A 23,225-nucleotide genomic window follows, 5' to 3' on the forward strand; every position below is an offset into this window, starting at 1 on the left:
GATATGGTAAAGCCGTTTTTGACCTGATATCTCTAAAACAGGCTAAAAACGGCATCTATCTTTTTTACTGAATGCTCTTCCACCATTGCTTCTGCGGCAAGGTGCCCGTAGGTTCCCAGCGCTGCCCAATGATGGGCGTGGCCATCTGGATGTTGAGTTGTTTGGCGGCTTTGCTCAGGCGCTTAATAGGCTCTTGCCAGGTGTGCAGGGCCAGGGAGAAAGCACCCCAATGCGTAGGCATCAGGACTTTGCCTTTCAGGTCTACGTGGGCCTGGGCGGTTTCCTCGGGCATCATGTGGATGTATTTCCAGGCCTCGTTGTACTGGCCGCACTCCAGCATGGTCACGTCAAAGGGCCCGTACTTCTCACCAATCTCTTTAAAGTGCGTGTCATACCCAGAGTCTCCCCCGAAGTACACCGAGTTGGCGACTGATTTCAACACCCAGGAGCACCAAAGCGTCTTGTCGCGGTCGCTTAGGCCTCGACCTGAGAAGTGGCGGGCTGGCGTGGCGGCCAAGGTGAGGCCTTCATAGGTAGCAGTTTCCCACCAGTCCAGTTCGGTGATTTTCTCCGGCGCTACTCCCCATTTCACCAGATGCGCGGCCACGCCCAGCGGCACGAAGAAGTGTTTGGTCTTGCCTTTCAGTTTCTCAATGGTGCCGTGGTCCAGGTGGTCATAATGGTCATGCGACAACAACACGATGTCTAGCGCAGGCAGGTCCTCAATCTTGATGGGCAAGTCCTTGTTGAATCGTTTAGAACCAATGAAGGAAACCGGCGAGGCGCGCTGTCCCAGCATTGGGTCAGCGAAGATGCGTTTGCCACCAATCTCAATCATCACCGCCGAGTGCCCGAACCACGTTATCACCGGAGTCTGGCTGGGCGTTGCCGAAAAATCGCTTGGCTTCAAGTTGACCATAGGCAGAGGACCTTCGGGCGAGGAGCCATCTACCCCCGTAAAGAACTTATAAAAGATTTTGACCTTGTCCAGCAACGGCGACTCGTCCATCATGGGCGTGTGCGATGCGTTCTGGAACTTGCCGGTTTTAAAGTTGGGGGACTTCTGGATTCTGTCCAGGCTCTGACCTTGGGCCGTGGCTCCAAACGTTGGCGCAAACGACACAAACAGACCGCCGCCCAAGGCAATGGCCCCAATAATGGAAAGCAAAATGAGCATAAATTTCTTCATGGGATAGAGTCTCAAAGGTATAACCCCTGAGCGCATAAAATGATTAGCAGTATCCTGTTAGATACCAAGGTGAAAGAGGCTTCCGTTTTTGGCCTGTTTCCTGGAAAACACGCAAAAAACGGGTCTTTCAATTTAAAGTCCTTTACGAGTTTCCAATAACCTTTGCCAAACGCGGATTCTCCCCTTGAGGGGAGCGTAGAGGGGTGTTTGTGTCTGCTGGTCTTGGCGTTGCCATTTACACCTTATATAGAAAAGGCTTTTTGAAAAATTATTATGGTGCACTTATCGGAAGCATAAGTCTTTACCCTCCATTGTAAACACCCCTCTGCGCTCCCCTCAAGGGGAGAATCTGCGCTTTTTCATTTTCAGACTAATTCCCAGGAAGCAGGCCAAAAACGGCACATGCTTATTCTGTTTCTTCAGCCTCTTCTGGCAACAGGAACAAGTCCAGTGCAATCTCGTCAGCCAGGAGTTTGCCCGCCTCGGTGAGGATGAGGGTTTGGTCCTCTACGCGTAGCAGGCCCTGGGTTTGAATTTTAGCTAAGTACTCCGCATGTAATGCCAGCAAGTCCATTCCCCATTTCTGTTGCACGTAAGCGGTGTCACAGCCCCAACTGGTGCGCAGCGTGGTCATGACGAATTCATTCACGCGGTCCTCTATAGACAGCTCTTCTATGGTGCAGGGCAGTTGGCCCAGTTTCAAGGCTTCTACATACTGCGGGTTGTGCGCTTTGTTAAACTGCCTACTTACGCCGTTGAAGGAATGCGCGCTCGGCCCAATGCCCAGGTACGGGACCTGCCGCCAGTAACTGCTGTTGTGTTTGCTCTCAAAGCCGGGCTGGCAGAAGTTAGAGATTTCATAGTGCAGGAAACCGTGGCGCTTGGCTTCGGTCATAAGCAACTCAAACTGCTGGGCTACGCGCTCTTCCTCGGCGGGCGTGAATTTTCCTTTCTTGAGCCGGTGCCCCAGCACGGTGTTGGGCTCAATGGTAAGCGCGTAACAAGACAGGTGCTGTACGTCCAAGGCGAAGGCTTTGGCCAAGTCCTGTTCCCACAGGGCTTCGTCCTCGGCGGGGATGCCATAAATCAAATCCAGGGAGATGTTGTCAAAATCGAGGCTCTGCGCCAGCGTGATGCATTCCACGGCTTCTTGCGCAGAGTGCGGGCGGTTCATGAGTTGCAGATGCGGGTCATGGAACGACTGCACCCCAATGCTCAACCGGTTGATGGGCGTTTGCCGTAAGGCCAGTAGTTTCTCGGGCGTCAGGTCGTCTGGGTTGGCCTCTAGGGTAATCTCGGCGTCTGGCGTGACGGTGTGCAACTGGTAAATGGCGTCCAGCAATCCCTGAATCTCGGGCACCGACAAGATGGACGGCGTACCGCCCCCGAAATAGATGGTCTGGATGGTTTCGCCGCGCAGATAGTCTTTCTGCAGGCGCAGTTCCTGATGCATGGCCTGCAAAACGGCTTCTTTTAAACCCAGAGAGGTGCTAAAATGGAAGTCGCAGTAATGGCAGGCTTGTTTACAAAAAGGGATGTGAAGATAAATTCCGGCCAAAGTGCGTTATAGGTAAAAGATGAAGGATTAAGTTCTGTATTTGCACGGTTGCCCCGGCAAGCAGTACCTTGGTAAACAATGAAATGGATGGCAAGTTCCCAGAGGGTAAGCAACCTACGCGGGCAAAGTTATAGAATTATAACGGTGCTGGCTCTGTGTTGGGGATTCTCTAGCGTTTTGCTGGCTCAAAACCGACTTCATATAAAGGTGATAGCGCCTACGCCAGCGGCCGCCAACATCTGGGAGCGCCGTCAGCCTAGATTACAGGAACAGGATTCGCTGGCCCTCAGACAACAACTCAAGACCTGGCTCACCCAGGTGCAGGAAGAAGGCTACCTCACAGCCTCCATTGATTCTTTTAAACTCAAGAAAGATTCTTTGACGGTGCACGTCTTTACCGGCGGGCAATATCAATGGGCCTCTTTGAAGAACGGCAACGTGGGCGAAGGGCTGTTGGAGAAAGTGGGCTTCCGGGAGAAATTGTACCGAGGCACGCCCTTGCGCCCAGCAGAATTTGCCCGTTTGCAAGCCGCACTTTTGCGCGAAGCTGAGAACGTTGGTCATCCGTTTGCGCAGGTCAGGCTGGATTCTCTGGTGGTGGAGGATGATAAGATTCAAGCGAGGTTGCGTGTGGTGCGCGGGCCGTTGATGCTCATTGATTCTGTGCTGATTGTAGGCAACGCCCGCATTCAGCAGAACGCTTTGTATCGGTTTACCCAACTGGCGCCCGGCCAGCCCTTTTCTCAACAACGCTTAGATGAGGCGGTGCGCGCCATGCGGCAATTGCCGTTTGTGCGGGTGGTAGGTGCGCCGCAGGTCTTGTTTGCGAAGAATCAGGCGCGGGTGTATTTCTTTCTGGAGGAGAAAAAGGCCAACCAGTTTGACGGCATCATCGGGTTCCTGCCCGACCCTAACGCGCAAAGCGCCAAACTACTCATTACCGGCGAAGTGAACCTGCAGGTGCGCAACCTGCGCGGAAGCGGCAAGCAGATTGGCCTGCACTGGCGAAAGGTAGACCGTAACTCGCAGTTGCTGGACGCTGAGTACCGGCATCCTAATCTCTTCAACTCGCCGCTGGAAGTGGCTGGACAGTTCCATTTATACAAACAGGATACTTCTTTCCTGAATCTTCGGCCGCGGGTAGAGGTGGCCTATCCTTTGTCCACTACCAGCCGGGTCACATTCTTCACCGAGATTCTGAGCACCCAGATGCTCTCCCCTGAGGTCATCAAACGCCAGCGCAACGACTCCTCGGCCATTGACGCCAATTTCACCTCCTATGGTCTTTCCTATAACTGGAACAGTCTGGATGATTTGTTCTTTCCGCGCCGGGGTATGCAGGCGTTTCTGCAAGGCGCGGTAGGCACCAAACGCATCCAGCGCAACGCCCGCGTGGAGGCTAGTTATTATGACACCCTGCAGTTGCGCACTTCGCAGTTTAGCGTGGCCACCCGGCTGGAGCGCTACTGGCCCGTCTCTAAAAACGCGGTTTTGCTCACCCGCCTTAAGGGCGAAGCGCTCTTGAACGAACGGCTTTATTTGAATGAGCTCTTTAGGTTAGGTGGTCTTTCTTCTCTGCGCGGATTTGATGACTATGCCTTCTATGCGTCTTCATATGCGGTGAGCACGCTGGAGTACAGGCTCTACACCGGTCTGGATTCTTACGTCTTCCTACTCTACGACCAAGGCTACCTGCGGCGTGATTTGCCCCAGAATGCCTTGACACAGTGGGCCAGCGGCGTGGGCGGTGGAATTAGTTTCTCTACCGGGGCAGGAATTTTTCAATTGGTGTATTCGGTGGGACGCACTGCCAGTGAGCCATTTACCTTGCAACGGTCTAAAATTCACTTCGGAATTACGGGTCGTTTTTAGCCTGTTTTGGTAAAAACTTGCCAAAAACGTTTGGAGGATATGGCAAAACCTCCTACATTTGTATTACAAACAGTGCGGGATGGAGCAGTTGGTAGCTCGTTGGGCTCATAACCCAAAGGTCACAGGTTCGAGTCCTGTTCCCGCTACCCAAGAGGACAAATCAGTTTTATTACTGATTTGTCCTTTTTCTTTTACCCCCATTTTGGCTGAAAGTGAGGCGATTAGGAAGAAAATCGCATTCACGCGATGGGTTCGATAACCGTCCATTTCCTTGTCATAGAGCACTCCTTCTGGAAACACTAGCTTTTGGAGCTTTTGACGTTGGTGGTAACTGCCGGAAACCCACATAGAGCCTATCTCAGAGCACATTTTCACCGCCAATCTTAGGTATTTTTGCAGGTTCGATAATTTTATTTGCTCTGCAGGGAGCTTTCCCTCCAGTTGCTTCTTCTCCAGCCTCAGCTTCTGGGTGAACTTATCGTATTGCTCTTTGGTGATCTCCTCTAAAAGAACAAACCTCTCCTCCAGTTTCTCAAGCTGAAGGTCGATGGTTTTGAGATGCGCTTTAGTATGCTTGAGTTCATCCTCCCTCTGTTGATTCATCTCCTGGAATACGTCCAGTAGGCGCTGAGTCATTGGGGCGTGCAGGTCGCCTTCCAACTGGAATACATTTAGTATTTCCTCATATCTGGCGTGCATTTGTCTTGCGCCTCTGTTTACCTTGCACCCGATCTTGTTGCACTTGTAGTAGAAGATGCCTTTCTTCTTTACCTCGTATCCGGTCATGTGGGTGCCGCAAGCTGCGCAACTGACAAAGTTTCTCAATGGCAGGCGGTTGTCATATTTCTTAGTGGTATAGCCGCTGTTGTTCTCTGCCTGGATCTGGTTAATCTGAAAAAAGACTTTCTGGCTGATTAGCTTCTCATGTCTTCCCTCCACAACCTCGCCTTCTAATAAGTTATGGGAGAGGATACCACAGTAGAAGGGGTTCCTGAAAATTTCTGTGAGCCGTTGCTTGGAAAGATTAAGTCCTAGATCCTTCATTTTTTCCAAAATTTCAACATTAGATAGACGCTGTTCTGCCTTCCATTGGAATGCTTTGCGAAGTAGTTTACCTGTCTCATTCACTATAATTTGCTGTTGCCCCTTATTGGTTAGCTGGTCATACCCAATGGGTACCCTGGTAGGCCATTCGCCACGCTTCAGCTTCTCCAGCATGCCGGCCATGCACTTCTCGCGGCGCTGGGTGTTGTCGAACTCGCTGAAGAGGAACTGGATGTTCTGCTGGAACTTGCCCGAGGCGGTGGCCGTGTTGGTCTCCTGCATCACCGAGCGGATGGAGATGTTGTTCTGCTGGAGCTCCTTGGCGATGTGGATGGCGTTGGCGCCCGAGCGGGAGAAGCGGTCCGGGCTGTAGATGATGATACTCGCGATCTGCTCCTTGCTTTTCTTCACAAAGGAAAGCATGCGGTTGAACTCCTTCCGCTCGTCGGTCTTTGCGCTCTCGTAGGTGCCCCCGAAGTACTCGACCACCTCCAGCCCGTTCTTTAGGGCGAACGCGTCGCAGTACTTCCGCTGGGTGGCAAGGCTCTGGTTGTTTTCGGCCTGCTCCTTGGTGGAGACGCGCGTGTAGACCACCACCTTGTTGCTGTGCCTGCGGCTCTGGCTCTTACCGGCCTTGGCAAAGGCTTTGAATGAATCTAGATTAGCCATGTCGTTTTAATCTGAATTTTTTATACCTAAGGTGTTCTTCTTTTTATGTTTTGTCATTGACCTGGCTCTCTGTGTACAGCTCATAGCAGAGCTGGGCGAGGAGCGACAGGCTTTCAAATATTTCCTCTGCCTCCTTGTCGCTTAGCTTTTGCAGGCCTGGGTACATTTTAAGTCTTTCTGGGGTAAGCGGCTTCTGCTTTGTTTTAAGTTTTTCTTGAAGTGATTTCACGGAAATCAGTGGGTTTCCGCAAGCGTCTGAGGTATTCAGTAAGGATGCCTATTCTTTACATGGGCCTGAGGTATTCAGTGCCGGTTCTATTTTCAGGTACCTCGGGGCCTTCAGCTTCTAGTACCTTTTCCTGCGGGTGTAGGTATAGGCAGCCTTGCGCTGGCCGGGCAGCCCGGTGAGGCTGACGGTGTCCGCAGTTCCTGCCGTATGGCCTGCCATGCGGTGAAGCTCCTGAGGTGAGGCCACACCAGACTCCAAAGTGAGCAAATCCCAGCGGTGAGTGCCGGCCTTTCTGGACTTGATTACTTGCACCTCTTTATAAGCCGGCTCGCTTACAGCCGCAAGGAGAGCCAGTTCGGCCTCATCTAATAGAGTCTGCCGCTTTTCCTGGAAACTGCAGACCTGCTTCCCAAAGAGTTGGTTGGCCATGGCAAGGAGCGGGAGGCTCACGCACCCGCCGGCGGGGTGCGGGTGGGCGCTGCAGGATGAGATCAGCTGGATCCTACCGTCCCGGGTGACCTGCAGTAGGGTGTCGCTACCCTTCTCCATCGCCTCCTCTAGGTAAAGGTCAAGCAACGTCATTTCGGCAAATAGGAGTTTGCCCTCGCTGCTGGGCAGTTCTATTCCTTCTACTTCAATATTTGCCGTCAGCATCTTCCCTATGGCATAGATCACGCAGGAGGGGAAGCCGTAGCGCGCCAGCTCGGCCAGCACCCCCACGCACAGCCCCTCAGCCAGGGTGAGGAGCCCGCCACCAGGCATGCCGATGCCAAGCCCTATCGCCTCCAGTTCAGTCAGGTCGCCCGCGGACGGCGTTAATCGCCGGGTAGTGAGGGTTTGGGGAAGCTCATGCCGGATGTGGGCAGGCAGGTTCTGAGTCATTGGTTTCATTTTTATATCCATGGCGTCCTTTTCTCTTTTTTCCTGTTTTCCAGGATGAGCCAGGCAAGGGCCAGGCCTAAAAGAAATAGGATTGCAATGATATATAGTTTGCTTTGGCCTCTGTGTTGGGGCGGGCCGATCGGAAGGGCGCTTAGGTCCGCCAGGGGCCATTCCACTAAGGTGTAGGTAGCTGCCATGGTCTTATGATTTGAATTCTTGGATGGTCACTTTCTTACCCTCCAGGCGGTAGCCCAGGCCGAAGACGCAGAAGTACTGGGCGCCATCTAAGAGGGCGATGTGGGTGTTGAAGTTGAAGTCGAAGCCCTCTGCTCTCAATGCGTCTTCGGTCACTGCCTCCCTTTTTCCGTGCGCCGCGGCAAGGACTGCAAAGTTTCTGCGCAGGGTGTCGAGCACCGTGCCGGCTTCGCCTTCCTGCCAGGCGGTCTGTGTTTCCAGTGCGGCCAGCCTCTGGCCTAACGTCCGGTTCTCCCGGAGTGTCAGGTCTAGTTGGTTTGAGACGCTCTCCGAGGCTTGGTGGGCGCCGGCCAGGATGCCCGCTCCGTGCTGGGCTAGGCTGATGCCGAGTGCCGCCGCCTCATCGGATAGCTTTCGCTTAAGCTCAGCCGGTACCCTTAGGGTGATGGGCAGGCCGTAAAGCTCCGCCGCTTCTTTCGTTTGTTCTTTCATTTTAGTTTGATTTAGGTGGATAGAATATGATATCGGCTTTGCTATGGGATGGCTATGGTCGCAGGTTTATTTTTTTTTTGCTGACGGGTGAAGCCGGCCGAAGATGGCCTGCGCCTTGAAGAGCTCGTGCTCGCGGTAGGGTTCCAGCAGGGCGAAGCCCGCCGTGGTGTTCTCGCCGTTGAGCAGGCGCCCGATGCCCGGCAGCTCGAAGAGCCGGTGGCCCGGCTGCGGGTGGCCCTGCGCCTCGTCCTCACGTACCAACTGGGAGAGCAGTTCAAGCAGGAAGAGCTCTGTTTCTCGTTGCATCCTCAGGATTTGCGCCTCGCGCTGCCGGAGTTGTTCTGAGAAAACTGAATTGCGGTCTTCTTTAGTCACCTTCTCCTCCAGCGTCTCGTAGGTGGCCAGCTCCTCTGCGCTCATACCGAAGAACTTTGCTAGTGTATCGATTCTTTCCTGTGAGATGGTCACGTCTCCCTTCTCCATGCGGCTTAGGTTGCCCTTGGTCATGCCAAGTGCCTCAGCCACCGCCTCCTGGGTCATGCCGCGCGCCTTGCGCACGGATCTGATCTTGTGGTGTATGTTAGACATGTTGTAAAGGAAGGGATTTATTTAGAATATGTACAACAAACTACTAAAAAATAAATTAAATATTTTTTAAGAGCATGGTAGAGGTAAGAAATTTTGTGGTGATGAGGTTACACATTGTAATGCTACCAATACAAGTTGTAGTTGGGGTGATACATTTTGTAGCGGCTGTGATACAATGAGTTGTGTTAAGCCTTTTGCTCTCAATAGATAATTATTATCTCGCTTCTCACTTATATCAAATTCATATTCTTTTTAGAAAAATTTGAACAGAACGTTAACGTTCATATGCAGTGAGACATAAAGTAATAAGAGGGGTAACTCTCATTACTCACAGTAATTTTACCCTAGATAAAAATAGACATGGATTTCATCGCATTAGACTTTGAGACGGCCACCGCTGACAGGGACAGCCCTTGTGAGATTGGGCTCACTTATGTGAAGGAGGGGCAGGTTGTGGACACGGAGTCGTGGCTTATCAAGCCAAGGTCCTTTCCGTACTTTGCGCCTTTCAATGTCTCCATCCATGGGATAACCCCTCAGGATGTAGCAGATGAGCCCGAATTTCACGATCTTTGGGAGGTGCTCCGCCCGAGGCTGGAGAACAACCTCATTGTCGCACACAACGCTGGCTTCGACCTCAGCGTCCTCAGAAGGACCCTTGCCTCTTACAGTATTCCCTTCCCCAGCCTCGACTATGCCTGTAGCTATATCATGTCCAGGAAGGCCTGGCCCGGGCTCGCTTCATACAACCTCAAGTCGCTCTGCAGCCAGCACAGCATAAGGCCGGGCCACCATCGAGCGGCGGCCGACTCCAGGGCCTGCGCTGAGCTGACGCTGAAGATCCTCGGGCAGACACAGACTTCCTGCGTCAGGGAGTGCTCCTCAAAGCTTAGGACCTCTATCGGGAGACTGTTAGATGGAGGCTACACGCCGTCAGAGGCCAAGAGGGACTACAGCGGCAGAGGGTTCAACCCCATCATAGGGGATACCTCAAAGCACAACCCAGAAAGCATTTTCTTCGGGCGCTCCGTTGTCTTCACCGGCGCCCTTTCATCCATGACAAGAGCCGCCGCTCAGCAGGTCATCGTAGACATTGGTGGCGCGAACCATTTCGGGGTGAGGAAGGACACAGACTACCTGGTGGTGGGGCAGCAGGACTTCAGGGTCGTGGGCGAGGACGGGATGAGTGGCAAGCAGGAGAAAGCGGTTTCCCTTATCGCTAGGGGTGCCCCTTTGGAGATCCTATCCGAGAGAGACTTCCTCTGCAATATCTAAACCCGCCGACCGTGATCGCAGAATCTTCCCTGAGCGAAATGGTGGAAGTATCCAAAACGATGGCAGATACTGATTGGCAAGATGATGGGAGCCATCCTCAAGTGGCCTATTGAGTTATCAAGCTATAGACGATACTAGGTCAAGTCTCATTCATATCTTGACATCTATCTGCACCTGCGCTGAGTAATTAAAATTGGCTGCTGTTCCAGTTGCCGGTCCTTAGTAGGGAGCCGGGCTTGCCTACTTTATCCCATTGTCTCATTAAGCCATTCTCAAAAATGAGGAACGTGTTTTGATTTGTGAGACGTTAAAAAGAGACGGATTTTATGCGATTAGAGTAGGATTAGTAAATGCTTGATTTCTTCTCAGAAAACGGCCGTTTTCTGAGACATGGCAAGTCTCAGAAGTAACGTTGACTCGTCCTGAAAAAAGTTGACAGTTTACATTGTTAATTCTACACCAGGTTGACCAATGTGACATAATCCTTCCACCCTCTTCGCATCTTACACCAAGGCTGCCAGTACCTAAACGTGGGGAGGTTGCAAATGGCAAGGTAGGGGTAGAGGCATCAAGCGCGCTCTCCCCAAAATGCCTATTTAAGTTTACAGTTATAAGCTTTTTATGTAGAGCCAAAAGCACTTTCTGACCACAAGTTTTTTATTCTCACCTAATTTTTCCACCGGAGGCTTGAATACTAAATATGAAGGGCGCGGTTGGCCACAGCAAGGCAAGCCTCTTTGACAGACTCATAAAAAGTAGGATGACCATGCGGCATCCGGGCGATGTCCTCCGCAGAGGCCCGGTAGCTCATGGCCGCCACCGCCTCCCCGATGATGTCACCAACTCGGGGGCCGATCATGTGGATGCCGAGAATTTCGTCAGTACGCTCATCAGCCAATATTTTTACCAAACCGTCCAGGTCGTCATTCATCCGGGCGCGGGCATTGGCTCGGAAGGGGAACGCCCCGGCACGGTAGGCCCTTCCGCTTGCCTTAAGCTGTTCTTCAGTAAAGCCCACGCTTGCCACCTCTGGCCAGGTGTAGACGATGCCCGGGATTAGCATGTGGTCCAGGCGTGGTTTCTGTCCGGCTAGGATCTCGGCCACCAAGACACCCTCCTCTGAGGCCTTGTGCGCCAGCATCGCCCCCTTTACCACATCCCCGATGGCATAGATACCGGGAACATTGGTTTCCATATTCTCATTTACTTCGATGCGACCTCCCTTATCTGTTTTAATCCCTACCTCCTCCAGCCCAAGTCCATCCGTATATGGTTTCCTACCTACGGCCATAAGGCAGTAGTCTCCCTCCAGTGTAATGAACTCCCCGGCGGCGGTCTCAGCCGTCACCGCCACGCCACTTTCTGAACTTTGGGCCTTTGTGACTTTATGTTTGAGATAGAATTCCATCCCCAGCTTTTGCAGGGATTTTTGCAGTTCCTTCCCCAGGGTTCCGTCCATACTCGGGATGATGGCATCGGTATACTCCAACACGCTTACCTTGGATCCTATGCGCGCATACACCGACCCGATCTCCATGCCAATCACCCCGCCCCCAATGATGATCAGGTGCTTGGGAATTTCTGAAAGGGCCAGAGCCTCCGTGGAAGAGATAATCCTTTTTTTATCGATCTCAATACCAGGCAGTGAGCTGGGCTTAGAGCCGGTAGCCAGAATGATGTTCTTGCTTTCGATGGTCCTAGCCGGACCTTCCGCTCCCTGGAGGTAAATGCTTTGGGCGGTTTGCAACGTAGCCGCACCACGTAAAACATCAATTTTATTCTTTTTCATCAGGTAGTCCACCCCCGCCACCGTCTTCTGCACGACTTCTGCCTTATGCGCCATCATCTGAGGGAAGTCCAATTGCAGGTTCTCCATTCTGATGCCGTGGCCTTTGAACTTGTCTTTGGCGTTGTGGAAATGCTCAGAGCTGTCTAGGACGGCTTTCGAGGGGATGCAGCCCACGTTCAGACAGGTACCGCCCAAGGTGTCATATTTCTCTATGATAGCTGTCTTGAAACCTAGTTGGGCGCAACGTATGGCTGCGACATAGCCACCCGGGCCAGAACCTATGATTGTAACATCGTACATATACAATTAGATTTAGAAGTTAATAGATTATTGAAAACCACGGAGCGCGAATTAATCAGAGCGGTATACAGCGCAAACATGAGTAGTTGCAATCCCATTTTGAAACTTGCAGAGCCGTGCAACAAATTTTAAAGAGGTTAAATAACCTACATGGTTGTCCCTTGTCACCAGTCGTAGACCTGAATAAGCCTAAACCTTCCTATACTTTCATGCGCTGAATCCGCACTGCATTTAAGATGGCCAACAGGGCGACGCCGACATCGGCGATAACAGCCTCCCATAGGGTGGCCACCCCCCCGGCACCCAAGGCCAAGACGATCACCTTGACGGTCATCGCCAAAATGATGTTCTGCCAGACGATGCTGCGGGTAATCTTCCCCACCTTTATGGCGGACACGATTTTAGAAGGCTGATCGTTCTGGATCACCACATCCGCGGTCTCTATGGTGGCGTCGCTGCCCAGCCCCCCCATAGCGATCCCGGCATCAGCCAGGGCCACCACCGGCGCGTCATTCACCCCGTCACCCACAAAGGCGATGTGCCTGCCCTGATCCTTCAACGCCTGCACCTTGGCCACTTTGTCCTCCGGAAGGAGGTTCCCGAACGCGGTGTCAATGCCCAGTTTCTTGGCCACCTCGTCCACCACCGTCTGTTTGTCACCTGAAAGCATCACGGTCTGAATGTTCAAGGCGTGCATTTCCCTGATGGCCTGGGCCGCATCCTCCTTTATCTCGTCCGCAATGGTGATGTAACCGGCGTACTGCCCGTTCACCGCCACCACCACTATGGTGTTGACGATGCCCTCGATCTCCGCAGGGTAGGGTATGTTGAATTTCTTCAATAGTTTGGTGTTGCCCGCCAGCACCTGCTTCCCATCGATCATGCCTTTGAGCCCGTGGCCCGATATCTCCTCCACCTGCTCGATTCTGGACGCCTGGGCAGCCTGGGCCCCGGCGAATTCGGCTATGGCCTTGGCGATCGGGTGGGTGGACTGCGTCTCGATGGCGGCCGTCAGGCTGACAAGCTCCTTTTCCTCCAGACCGTGGGCCGCCACCTGCTGCACCTTGAAGACGCCGTGCGTCAAAGTGCCGGTCTTGTCCATCACCACCGCGTTGACCCTAGTCATCACATCCAGGAAGTTTGACCCCTTGAAAAGAATCCCGTTCCGGGAGGCCAGCCCGATCCCGCCGAAGTAGCCCAGGGGAATGGACACCACCAGGGCGCAGGGACAGCTTATCACCAGGAAGACCAGCGCGCGGTAAAACCAGACATTGAAGTCATAGTCGTCCATTATGAAATAAGGCACCGCGCATACGGCCAAGGCCAGAAAGAAAACGATGGGCGTGTAAACTTTAGCGAAACGGGAGATGAAGAGCTGGGTCTGCGACTTCCTAGCGGTCGCATCCTGAACCATCTCCAAAATCCTACTCAGCTTGCTGTCCCGAAACAGGGAGGTGACCTGGACCTCGGCCACTGTATTGAGGTTGATCATCCCGGCGTACACTTTCTCCCCCTTCGCCTTTGTGTCGGGTTTGCTCTCCCCGGTCAGGGCGGCGGTGTTGAAGGATGCCTTCTCTGAGAGCAACTCGCCGTCCAGGGCCACTTTCTCCCCGGATTTCACCTGGATGGTCTCCCCAATCTTCACTTCCTTTGGATCCACTACCATGGCAGTTCCGTTCCTGACGACAGAGACCTCATCGGGTCGAACATCCAGCAATGCCTTAATGCTACGCTTCGCGCGGTTCACGGCAGCGTCCTGGAACCACTCCCCTATAGAGTAGAACACCATGACGGCCACACCCTCACTGTAAGAGCCTATGGCAAAGGCACCGAGGGTGGCCACGCTCATCAGGAAGAACTCATTGAAGAAGTCGAGGCGCACGGCCTTTCGGAAAGCGAGGTCCAATACTTTATAGCCCGCAAGCAGGTAGGCGGCGCCGTAAATGGCAAGGCCCATCGGTGCGGATGGGACGTAGTCGAAGCCGTACTCCAAAGTGAGCATGACCACCAGTACGGCCAGGGACAGCAGAAGCGCCCAGTGGCTTTTCCAGCCTGAGGACTCCCCGCCCCCATGGTCATGGCCGTCATGATCACCGTTCTTCCCCGCGTCGGCGTGGTTAACCGCATGCGGGTCTTTGTCTTCGTCCATCATCTTCTGGGCCGTTAGGGAAGCTGTATTATAGGTTGGTTTGCGGTCTTCGCCGCCGTGAGATTCCTGTATCATATAAGTGGAATTAAAGATTGACTATTCATAAAAAAAGGTGGCCAGTCCCAAGACGATCAGCACGCCACCCATGATGGCGTGCCCGTGCCTCTCCAGCACCACACCTTTGAAGCGACCGATGCCCCGGTACCCAAACGCGACAAGCCCCAGCATCAACGGCAGGGTCACAAAAACGAAAACCACCGCCACCAGCAGAATTCCCTGCCACCCATGGGTGCCGGCTGTCAGGAAATAGGTGCTTATCTCCAAACAGGGTGAGAAAAAGAGGGCCACCGTCATGGTGGCGAACCAGCTTCTGACTGAAGGCGCCTTCCTGAGCGAAGAAAGGTCCTTGGGAGCCTGGTCTGGGTGGGAGTAGGCAATTCCCAATAGAAAGATGCCTATCAGCACCAGGCCCAGGGGGGGCACGTTCTGAGCAAAGGAAGTAAACTCCTCGGACAGCCTGATCCCCAGGTACCCAATCAGGCCGCCCAGCAGGAGCGTGCCAGCAATGTGGGCAAGGCCCGCCAAAAGGGTGGCCCGAAGCGTAGTGGCCAGTGGCCAACCCTCTGAGCGTCCTATGGCCACCAGGGCCATCCAGTGGCTGGGGATCAGGGCGTGGATCAGGCTGATCAGGAAACTATCCAACAGAACATGCAGCATGGCGATTAACTAAAGTTGAAAATTCTCCTTTACTCGATTAATGATGGTCGCCCTCGCCTTTGTTGGCCTGCGCCGCGACATAGTAGGCGCCTTTGGTGACGAGTTGAGAGCCAGCCGGTATAGGGTTTAAAAGCTTTACCTCTGTAAATCCGGCATCCATGGCGCCTGTCTGTACTCCGATTTTGGTGAAGACCCAGTCTGGGTTGAGTTCTCCCTCATGCTCTTCTTCGGAGCTCTCAGCTTTAGACTCAGAGGTGTGGACGGCACGCGTAGCGGCGAAGACAAACTTCAGATCCCCTTCAGCAATAATGGCCTCATCCGGGAGCGCCGGCACGGTGGCCTCAGAGGTCAGTATGCGGCCGCTCACGAACATGCCGGGAAGCAGGGTAGCCTCCTGGTTGTCGTTGATTTGGGCGTGCACCACCACCGTCTTGGTATCGTTCTCAAATGACTTACCCACCGAGAAGATAGTGGCCTCATAAGTCTTGGAGGGATTGGAGGTCAGGGAGAAGAGGACCTTCTGCCCGTTCTTGACTAAGGCGATGTCCTTTTCAAAGACCTGAAGGTCAATCTGGATGTGGTGGTTGTCCACTACCTGGAATAGCTCCTTGGACGGCTCAACCAAGGCGCCGATGTTTACCTTGATCTGATGCACATAGCCGTGCATAGGCGACACCACGGAAACGGAACGTAATAGTGAGCCTACCCGCACCCGGCTGGGGGTGATACCCATCTGGCTAAGCTGGCTGGCCAAAGAAGAAACCGCCGCCTGCCTACCACGGTATTCGGCCTCTGCCAACTGGAACTTCTTAGCGGCGATGATGTTCTCCCGCAACAGTTCTTTCTGCCGCTCATAATCCTTCAGCGCGTAACTAAGCGCGCTTCGGGCCTGCAAATACTCCTCCTGCAACTGGATGATACTGGGATGTTCCAGACTCACCAGTCGCTGCCCTTTCTTTACGAACTGGCCTTGGGTCACAAAGATTTCGCGTACAACCCCCTCTGTCATGCTGGAGATGGTGGCTTTGTTCTGAGGGGGCAGATCCAGCATTCCGTTTGCCTGTATCCCGCTTTTCAGGGGCCGGTTCTCAAGGCCTCCCAATTTTATTCCCACCGCATCCATTTGGGCCTGGGTCAGCCCGATGGCCTCCTCCGCCCCAGGTTCGCCTTCGGCATGGGCCTCCTCAGTTTCCTCTGCGATTTTAGCTTCCTTCTGACAGGCACTGCCGCCAATGCAGATGGTCAGCAGCAATAGGAAGGTTGTCGATCTGATATATTTATACATTTCTAATTGTCCTTTAAGTGATACTCAATCTGAATAGCGGCCTGGTTGAACTGTGACAGCGTGTCCAGGTACTGCAACCTGATCCGCTGGGCTTGGGCGACGTTCTGGATATATTCAGTGTACTCCGTCTCCCCCGCCCTGAAACCCTTGGTCGCATATTCAATCAGCAGACTGGCCTGGGGAAGGGCTTTCTCCTCATAATATTGGAGCATTTTCCGGTGCCTGTCATATTCCTGGCTCAGCCGCCGGAACTCTGTCTCCAAAACCAAACGCTGGTTCTGTAGCTGGGCCTCAGCGACGCGAGTCTGCAGAACAGAGGCCTGGACCCTCGCCCGCTGAGCCCGGGAAATAAGGGGGATGGCCACCCCAGCCTCCACGGACTGGAAGCGCCTGCTCGGCCCGAAGTACTGTTCCGTGCCTGAGGTGTTCTGGAACCCCTGGATGGTCTGGCTCGTCACCCCAATGGAAAACTCCGGCAGCAGCCTGCTTTTCTCCACTTTTGCCTGAGCCTCGCTTAGGGCCACCTCATTTTTAAATAGGCCGATCTGGGGGTGGCTGCTGAGCCATGCAGTGTCCACGGGAAGAGACACCTCTGCCGGCCTCAGCGCAGGCTGGATTTGGAGCGTGTCCCCAAGAAACAGCGACCTGGCCAGCCGTTGCCTGACAGAAAGGGCTTCGGCCTGGGCCGCCTCCAGGGCCGTGCGCGCCTCCATGGCCTGAGCCTCGGCGGCAATCTTCTCCAGGTAGTTGGCCTCCCCGGTTCGGTAGCGGACATCTGCGGCCCTGGCGAACTGCCGGGCGAGCGTATCCTGTGCGGCCAGGTAAACCTGCCTTTGGGTAAGGATAGACCACTCATTGAAGATGAGCTTGACATCCCGTATCACCGCACGCCTGGTCTGTCTCAATTGCACCTCCGCGCTGAGGACCTGTTGAGATGCCAATCGGGCTTGGCTTCGGTATACTCCCGGAAGGGAGAAGCCCTGTGATATCGTCAGTGAGTTATCGTTGGCGGCACTGTTCATCTGACCGAAACCGCCAGTGACCGCTGTCTTGGGTAGCTCGAAGCCCGTCTTGCGCAGGGCCTGCTGCCTTTCAACTTCCAATGTGGCTGCCCTGACCGACGGACTGTTCTGTAGGGCGAGGTCCACCGCCTGGGTCAGCGAGGTGATGCCCCCGGGATTGGGAAGTGTCTGGGCATTGGCGGAAAGCCCCCCAGCACCTGACAGTAGGATGCAAAGTAAAAGGACCACTTTGCCGTTCAATCCCGATGATAGGCCAGGCTTCTGCATCTTCTCCACGAAACTGTATAGAACCGGTAGCAGGAAGAGGGTGAGTAGAGTGGAGGTGATAAGCCCCCCGATGACCACAGTGGCCAACGGTTTCTGCACCTCAGCCCCGGCCGAGCCGGAGAGTGCCATGGGAAGGAAGCCCAGTGAGGCTACCGCCGCCGTCATGATCACCGGGCGCAGCCGGACCTTTGTCCCTTCCATGATCCTGGCATAAGGGTCTTCCCATCCCTCTTTTTTCAACTGGTTGAAATACCCGATCAGAACGATCCCGTTCAACACCGCCACGCCGAAGAGGGCGATGAAACCTATACCGGCGGAGATACTGAAGGGCATGCCCCGCAACAGCAAGGCGAACACACCACCGATGGCCGCCAGGGGAATGGCCGTGAAGATGAGCAGGCTCTGCTTGAAGGAGCCGAAGGTCAGAAAGAGAAGGATCAGGATAATCGCCAGTGAAAGTGGCACAGCCACCGCAAGACGCGCCTTGGCCGCCTGCAGGTTCTCAAACTGGCCGCCGTAGCTTATATAGTAGCCTACGGGTAGTTTAAACTTAGCTTCTAACGTTGACTGTATTTCCTTTACCAGGTTCTCCACGTCACGCTCCCGGGCATTGATGCCTATGGTGATACGGCGTTTGGTGTCATCCCGCGATATCTGGCTTGGCCCTTCCTCCAGCGTTACCTGGGCCACCTGACGGAGAGGGATCCTGGCCCCGGTGGGCAGGTCGATGAGCAGGTTCTCCACGTCAGAGAAGTTCTGCCTGTTCGCCTGGCCCAACCTCACCACGAGGTCGAACCGCCTCTCACCCTCAAAGATAACCCCAGCCTCCCCGCCGGCGAAACCGGAGCGGAGAACCTGGTTCACATCCTCTATGTTCACGCCCATCTGGGCCATCTGTGCACGGTTGTATTTCACCAGGATCTGCGGCAAACCCTTGGTCTGCTCCACCTTCAAATCCCCCACCCCTGCAATCGGGCGGATGAGGTTAGCCGCCTCCTCGGCTTTCTGGGCCAAAACATCCAAGTCCTCACCGTAGATCTTCACCGCGATGTCCTGTTTCACCCCGGTGATCAGCTCGTTGCTTCTCAACTGAATAGGCTGTGAGAACTCTGCGTTCAAGCCCGGAATAATGGAAAGAGCCTCTTCCATCTTCTCCATAAGCCCTTCCCTGCTGTCTGCAGACTCCCACTCGTCCCGGTCCTTCAGAATAACGGTCATATCGGCCGCTTCCACGGGCATGGGGTCCGTCGGTATCTCAGATGCTCCGATTTTGCTGACCACCTCCTTTACCTCTGGGAATTGCGTGAGAAGGATTTTCTCCGCCTGGGAGAATGTCTTGACACTTTGGGTCAGCGAAGAACCGGCGCTGATAGAGGACTCAATGGCAAAATCCCCCTCATCTAGGGTGGGAATGAACTCACCTCCCATCCTTGTGAACAAAAAGAGCGTGAAAAGAAACAACCCAAGGGTAAGCCCCATCAAAAGGCCCCTAATCTTAAGTGCCTTCTGCAGCAACCCCCCATACAGATTCTCCAACCTTGCCATAACCCTGTCAGCTATGGTGGTCTTATGCTTCGTTTTCTTACTCAAGAAGAGGGCAGAGGCCATAGGCACGTAGGTCAGGGAAAGGATCAAGGCGCCCAGGATGGCAAACCCCACGGTCTGGGCCATCGGTCTGAACATCTTGCCCTCAATCCCCACCAGCGCCAGTATGGGCAGGTAGACGATAAGGATGATGATCTCCCCGAAAGCGGCCGACTGGCGAATCTTGACGGTGGCATCCAGGACAATATCATCCATCTGCCCCTGGTTGAGCCTGTCTATGTCTACGAATCTTCGGTTGGTCCCTATCCGGTGCACGATACTCTCCACAATGATGACTGCGCCGTCCACTATCAAACCGAAGTCAATTGCCCCCAGGCTCATCAGGTTTCCGGACACGCCGAATAATTGCATCATGGAGACGGCGAAAAGCATGGCCAGGGGGATAACCGAGGCCACCACCAGGCCGGCCCTTAGGTTGCCCAACAGAAGCACCAATACGAAAACCACGATAAGCCCCCCTTCTATGAGGTTTTTGCTGACGGTGCCGATGGCGCGGTCCACCAGGCGGGTACGGTCCAGGAACGGCTCCAGCACCACCCCATCTGGTAAGGTCTTCTGGATTCCCTCTACCTTCGCCTTTACTTGTTCGATCACCTGCGCGGAGTTCTGGCCTTTGAGCATCATGACGATGCCGCCTACCACCTCTCCCTCGCCGTTCCGAGTCAAGGCACCGTAGCGAACGGCGCTTCCCTCCTCCACGGTGGCGACGTCCCGGATCAGCAATGGGACTCCATCAGTATTCCTGACAAGAATCTGCCTGATGTCCTCAAATGTCGTCAGCAGGCCGATACCCCGTATGAAATAAGCGTTCGGGCCCTTCTCAATGAAAGCCCCACCGGTGTTCTGGTTGTTTTTCTCCAGCGCCTCAAAGATATCTGAGATGGAAAGGTCAAATGCCCGGAGCCTTTCAGGGTCCACAGAAACCTGGTACTGCTTCAGCATCCCACCAAAGCTACTGACTTCGGCCACCCCAGGCGTGCCGGCCAACTGCCGTTTCACTATCCAGTCCTGGATCGTCCTTAGTTCTGTGGGTGAGTATTTCTTAGGCGAGTTGGGGGTGGTGTGCAGCACGTACTGGTAGATCTCGCCCAGGCCGGTTGAGACAGGACCCATCTCAGGGGTGCCCAGCCCATCTGGGATCTGCTCCTGCGCGCTTTTGAGCTTCTCGCCAACAATCTGGCGGGCAAGGTAGACGTCCACATCGTCCTCAAAGACAACGGTGACCACGGAAAGGCCGAACCGGGAGATGGAGCGGACCTCCACCAGATCCGGAACGTTGGCCATCTCAATCTCGATCGGGTAAGTAATGAACTGCTCGACCTCCTGCGCCGCCAGGGTGGGCGAGGTCGTGATGATCTGCACTTGGTTGTTGGTGATGTCCGGAACGGCGTCGATGGGAAGCCGGCTCAGGGAGAAAAGCCCCCAGACCACCAGGGCAAGGGTAAAGAGCCCGACGATCAGCTTGTTCCGGATGGAGAAAGCTATCAGATTGTCAATCATGAAGTATGGTTTAAGCCAATAAATAGACAGCCTGGGACCCATGGGAATCCAGGCCAAAAGCCGAGAGAAGGCGCGTGCCCAATCCTGGCGGTCAGTAAATAAGGCTTAAAGTTGGGGGGGCTGCCAGATGGAGGCATGGACGGTCAGGTGCCGTTCCCGGTAGACGGAAAGAAGGGGCGTCCGATAAAAGGCCGGCTTTGCCTCCATATGAAGTGTGGCCGGGATCGGTTGGGAGAAGCCCGCGCAGCAACTGCAGATGCAGAGCGGCGAACATGCATCACCCGACTCCTGGTGGTTTTCGGCGGTTGCCGAGGCGACGGAAGCCTTAGGACCTATCTCAGAGTAACCATACGTGTCGCTGCACGGCATACAGGCCACAAGGGTCATAAAGACAGCGATGAAAAGGTTGGTCCACTTCATTGGGGCAAAAATACGGGATGCTTCGTCAAATACAACCCTCAGGCTAAATGAATACCCTTGCTTATACTCCAACTATCCTAAAACGTTTCCAACTCGATTAATAACAGCTTTAGCTGTTATTCGATTCAACCATATTAAACACTTTTTCATTGAGTGGGTGATTGAGAAACAGGCATGTCTATCCTCACTTTCTCCCAGCTCATCGTCACCCTGCCCGAGTCACCGCCCAAGGGAAGGACCTCATAGCGCAAGCGCTCCTGGTTGGCTTTTTGGCGGATGGGTTTGACGGTGAACCTGAGGACATCCATATTCCTTGAGTACTGGGTGGTAAGGTGCTGGTTCCAGTCCCTGTTAATGACAACCTCCCAATCCCCTTTTCCTGGGATGGTGAAGATGGCATACCTGCCGGCCGGCAACTCCCTTCCCCCAAATAGAAGCGGGGCGTCGGTCGTCAGCCGGGTCGCGGAATGGGACCCCGTCACCCACAGTCGCCCGTATGGGACCACCCTACCCCAGATGGCCCGTCCCCGGACGGCTGGCGAGTGGTACTCTATCTCGATTTGGGAGGCGCCTACCCTCCCGGTTGTCTGCGCCATGATGCTCTCCCCCTAACGTGTCACGCTCACTCTGGGCCTGTATAGCGAAGGGGTTTTGTGTCGCCCCGGGGCTCAAACCGGTCTCGGCCTTGGACTCACGGATCTCTGGGGCGGGCCTTCTGTCACAGCCTACAGACAGCAGTAAGGTTGATAGAAGGCAGGGATAAAGGGATTTCATCTGTTAATTGGTTGCTTTCCTCCTATTTAACGGTAGCATTCGGTCAGTGGCCATGGAGCATAAGGCTCAATACGGGCCATAGGCAGAGGCATAACAACTTTCCAGCTATCTCATAACGGAGGTTATGTAAAGTGAGAAGCCTGTTTATCATTTTCACTTTACATAAGAGCCGTTATAAGGTTGAGGAGGTCCTTCTAGCGATTGAAACTTACGTTAAATGTCGTGACGTACCATAACTGAGTTGTATAACTTTTGACAAAAATTATATAACAGTGTATTACAGAATTGTTTATACTTTTGTGAAAAGAAGCTGACTAGATTAACAACCCTTTCAGGTGGTTAACGTTTTGGCACTGAAACATCTCCGACTGGATGACCATTTTTCAGAGACTCATACACCTAAGCCTGATCGTCGCCATCTCAATGGCCTCGATGGGGTTCCGCGTGGCCGGGTCTCAGTGCGCTGGGGGCAACAGTGTTGAGATAGGCTTTTTCGCGGAACCAAGCTGCTGCTGCAAAAAGGGTTCGAAAGGCCCGGTGAAGTCTTGTGATGATTTCTCCTGTGTGATGCCCCGCGGGGCAATGGCCCAAAGTAATTTCAACTCTCCCACCCAACAGATTTCCCAGGCAGCGAATGACCCTGCGGGCTTTCCAAGCTTTGCCGAAGTAATCCGTCCGGTTATCCTGGAGTCAATTCCCCATGTCACCCTGCCCCCGCCCATCTCCGGGCGAGACATCGGCATCCTGCATCAGACCTTCCTTATTTGATTTCCCCTTCTTTTAGAAGCGGCGCCTAACCTTTCTATTGGGCTGCCTTCTATCCTGTAATTTCGTTTCAGTGAACTAAACCAGAGCGATTGGCTTCCTTGGCCAATATGTAATCTGACCTTAAACAGTATTGCTTTTACCCTTGCCTTTAAGGTGCAATGCTATCCTGATTCCGAAATTTACTGCCTTATCTTCTTATAATCCTTGCCAGAGAATCCCTTCAGTTTAAAACCACTGAGGCTGACCCCTGTCTTTGTTTGTTGTTTGCAGGACCCGCAAGGGCCTGTAGGCTAAGTCTGTGTTTTTTAAACTTCCAACCATACCTTTTTATGAAAACTCTGAAAGTAACCATTGCATTGGCCTTCTTCGGCTTAACATTATTCTCATCATGTAATAACTCTGGAACTGAGCAGAAAACAGCCGAGGGGACAACCTCAGAGGCACAGGTGGCGGGCGTTACCTACACATGCCCCATGCACCCGGAAGTGGTGAGTGATGTGAAGGGAAAATGCCCTAAGTGCGGCATGTTCCTGGAGGAGGTGAAACCAGGCGAAAAGCTGGATTCTGCCGCCGCTGCTCAGAAACACCATGAGGGCGAAGAGCAACACTAATCGCTTTTGATTTAATGGTTAATCC

General features: G+C 53.8%; 16 protein-coding genes and 1 tRNA gene. 4 read left to right on the top strand and 13 right to left on the bottom strand.

Annotated features, from left to right (window positions below; translation table 11 throughout):
- Window positions 1-64 precede the first annotated feature (64 nt).
- Together ABD880_RS13960 and hemW are read right to left on the bottom strand one after the other, a co-directional pair.
- A complete protein-coding gene (locus tag ABD880_RS13960) occupies window positions 65-1,189 on the bottom strand; it encodes an MBL fold metallo-hydrolase (RefSeq protein WP_345167295.1) in 1,125 nt (374 codons plus the stop codon).
- 406 nt (window positions 1,190-1,595) lie between these two features.
- Window positions 1,596-2,747, bottom strand: coding sequence for a radical SAM family heme chaperone HemW (hemW, locus tag ABD880_RS13965; RefSeq protein ID WP_345167297.1), 1,152 nt, complete (start codon window positions 2,745-2,747; stop codon window positions 1,596-1,598).
- A 207-nt stretch (window positions 2,748-2,954) separates the two neighbouring features.
- Between hemW and ABD880_RS13970 the strand changes: the two genes are divergently transcribed.
- Together ABD880_RS13970 and ABD880_RS13975 are read left to right on the top strand one after the other, a co-directional pair.
- The gene (locus tag ABD880_RS13970; protein ID WP_345167299.1) at window positions 2,955-4,619 is read left to right on the top strand and encodes a BamA/OMP85 family outer membrane protein; all 1,665 of its coding nucleotides are present in this window, start codon (window positions 2,955-2,957) and stop codon (window positions 4,617-4,619) included.
- A 73-nt stretch (window positions 4,620-4,692) separates the two neighbouring features.
- Window positions 4,693-4,769 (top strand) — tRNA-Met (locus tag ABD880_RS13975).
- On the opposite strand, the gene ABD880_RS19120 is transcribed toward ABD880_RS13975, so the two are convergent.
- The 5 genes from ABD880_RS19120 to ABD880_RS14000 form a co-directional block, all read right to left on the bottom strand.
- Complete coding sequence (locus ABD880_RS19120) at window positions 4,725-6,332, bottom strand: recombinase family protein (RefSeq protein WP_425575836.1); 1,608 nt, start codon at window positions 6,330-6,332, stop codon at window positions 4,725-4,727. The genes ABD880_RS13975 and ABD880_RS19120 overlap by 45 nt on opposite strands.
- 43 nt (window positions 6,333-6,375) lie before the next feature.
- A complete protein-coding gene (locus tag ABD880_RS13985) occupies window positions 6,376-6,561 on the bottom strand; it encodes a hypothetical protein (protein WP_345167304.1) in 186 nt (61 codons plus the stop codon).
- A 117-nt stretch (window positions 6,562-6,678) separates the two neighbouring features.
- Window positions 6,679-7,464, bottom strand: coding sequence for a hypothetical protein (locus ABD880_RS13990; protein WP_345167307.1), 786 nt, complete (start codon window positions 7,462-7,464; stop codon window positions 6,679-6,681).
- Window positions 7,465-7,644: 180 nt separating this feature from the next.
- A complete protein-coding gene (locus tag ABD880_RS13995) occupies window positions 7,645-8,130 on the bottom strand; it encodes a hypothetical protein (protein WP_345167309.1) in 486 nt (161 codons plus the stop codon).
- Window positions 8,131-8,196: 66 nt separating this feature from the next.
- Entirely contained in the window at window positions 8,197-8,718 is a 522-nt protein-coding gene (locus ABD880_RS14000) for a helix-turn-helix domain-containing protein (protein ID WP_345167312.1), read from the bottom strand.
- Between the two features lie 360 nt (window positions 8,719-9,078).
- On the opposite strand from ABD880_RS14000, the gene ABD880_RS14005 reads away from it, so the two are divergent.
- Entirely contained in the window at window positions 9,079-9,993 is a 915-nt protein-coding gene (locus tag ABD880_RS14005) for an exonuclease domain-containing protein (RefSeq protein ID WP_345167313.1), read from the top strand.
- A gap of 694 nt (window positions 9,994-10,687) precedes the next feature.
- On the opposite strand, the gene lpdA is transcribed toward ABD880_RS14005, so the two are convergent.
- From lpdA to ABD880_RS14035, 6 genes are all read right to left on the bottom strand, one after another.
- Window positions 10,688-12,082 (bottom strand): dihydrolipoyl dehydrogenase, encoded by a 1,395-nt coding sequence (lpdA, locus tag ABD880_RS14010; protein WP_345167316.1) that lies wholly within the window; start codon window positions 12,080-12,082, stop codon window positions 10,688-10,690.
- A gap of 199 nt (window positions 12,083-12,281) precedes the next feature.
- Window positions 12,282-14,234: a heavy metal translocating P-type ATPase gene (locus ABD880_RS14015; RefSeq protein WP_345167319.1), complete on the bottom strand. Its 1,953-nt coding sequence runs from the start codon at window positions 14,232-14,234 to the stop codon at window positions 12,282-12,284.
- 93 nt (window positions 14,235-14,327) lie between these two features.
- A complete protein-coding gene (locus ABD880_RS14020) occupies window positions 14,328-14,882 on the bottom strand; it encodes a hypothetical protein (RefSeq protein ID WP_345167322.1) in 555 nt (184 codons plus the stop codon).
- A 103-nt stretch (window positions 14,883-14,985) separates the two neighbouring features.
- Window positions 14,986-16,233, bottom strand: a complete 1,248-nt coding sequence (locus ABD880_RS14025) for an efflux RND transporter periplasmic adaptor subunit (protein WP_345167325.1) — start codon at window positions 16,231-16,233, stop codon at window positions 14,986-14,988.
- 2 nt (window positions 16,234-16,235) lie between these two features.
- Window positions 16,236-20,627 (bottom strand): CusA/CzcA family heavy metal efflux RND transporter, encoded by a 4,392-nt coding sequence (locus ABD880_RS14030; RefSeq protein WP_345167328.1) that lies wholly within the window; start codon window positions 20,625-20,627, stop codon window positions 16,236-16,238.
- A 566-nt stretch (window positions 20,628-21,193) separates the two neighbouring features.
- Window positions 21,194-21,643 (bottom strand): DUF2911 domain-containing protein, encoded by a 450-nt coding sequence (locus ABD880_RS14035; protein WP_345167330.1) that lies wholly within the window; start codon window positions 21,641-21,643, stop codon window positions 21,194-21,196.
- 1,275 nt (window positions 21,644-22,918) lie between these two features.
- Between ABD880_RS14035 and ABD880_RS14040 the strand changes: the two genes are divergently transcribed.
- The gene (locus tag ABD880_RS14040) at window positions 22,919-23,200 is read left to right on the top strand and encodes a heavy metal-binding domain-containing protein (protein ID WP_345167333.1); all 282 of its coding nucleotides are present in this window, start codon (window positions 22,919-22,921) and stop codon (window positions 23,198-23,200) included.
- Window positions 23,201-23,225: the final 25 nt, after the last annotated feature.

Source organism: Nibribacter koreensis (assembly GCF_039541795.1).
Classification (GTDB): Bacteria; Bacteroidota; Bacteroidia; order Cytophagales; family Hymenobacteraceae; genus Nibribacter; species Nibribacter koreensis.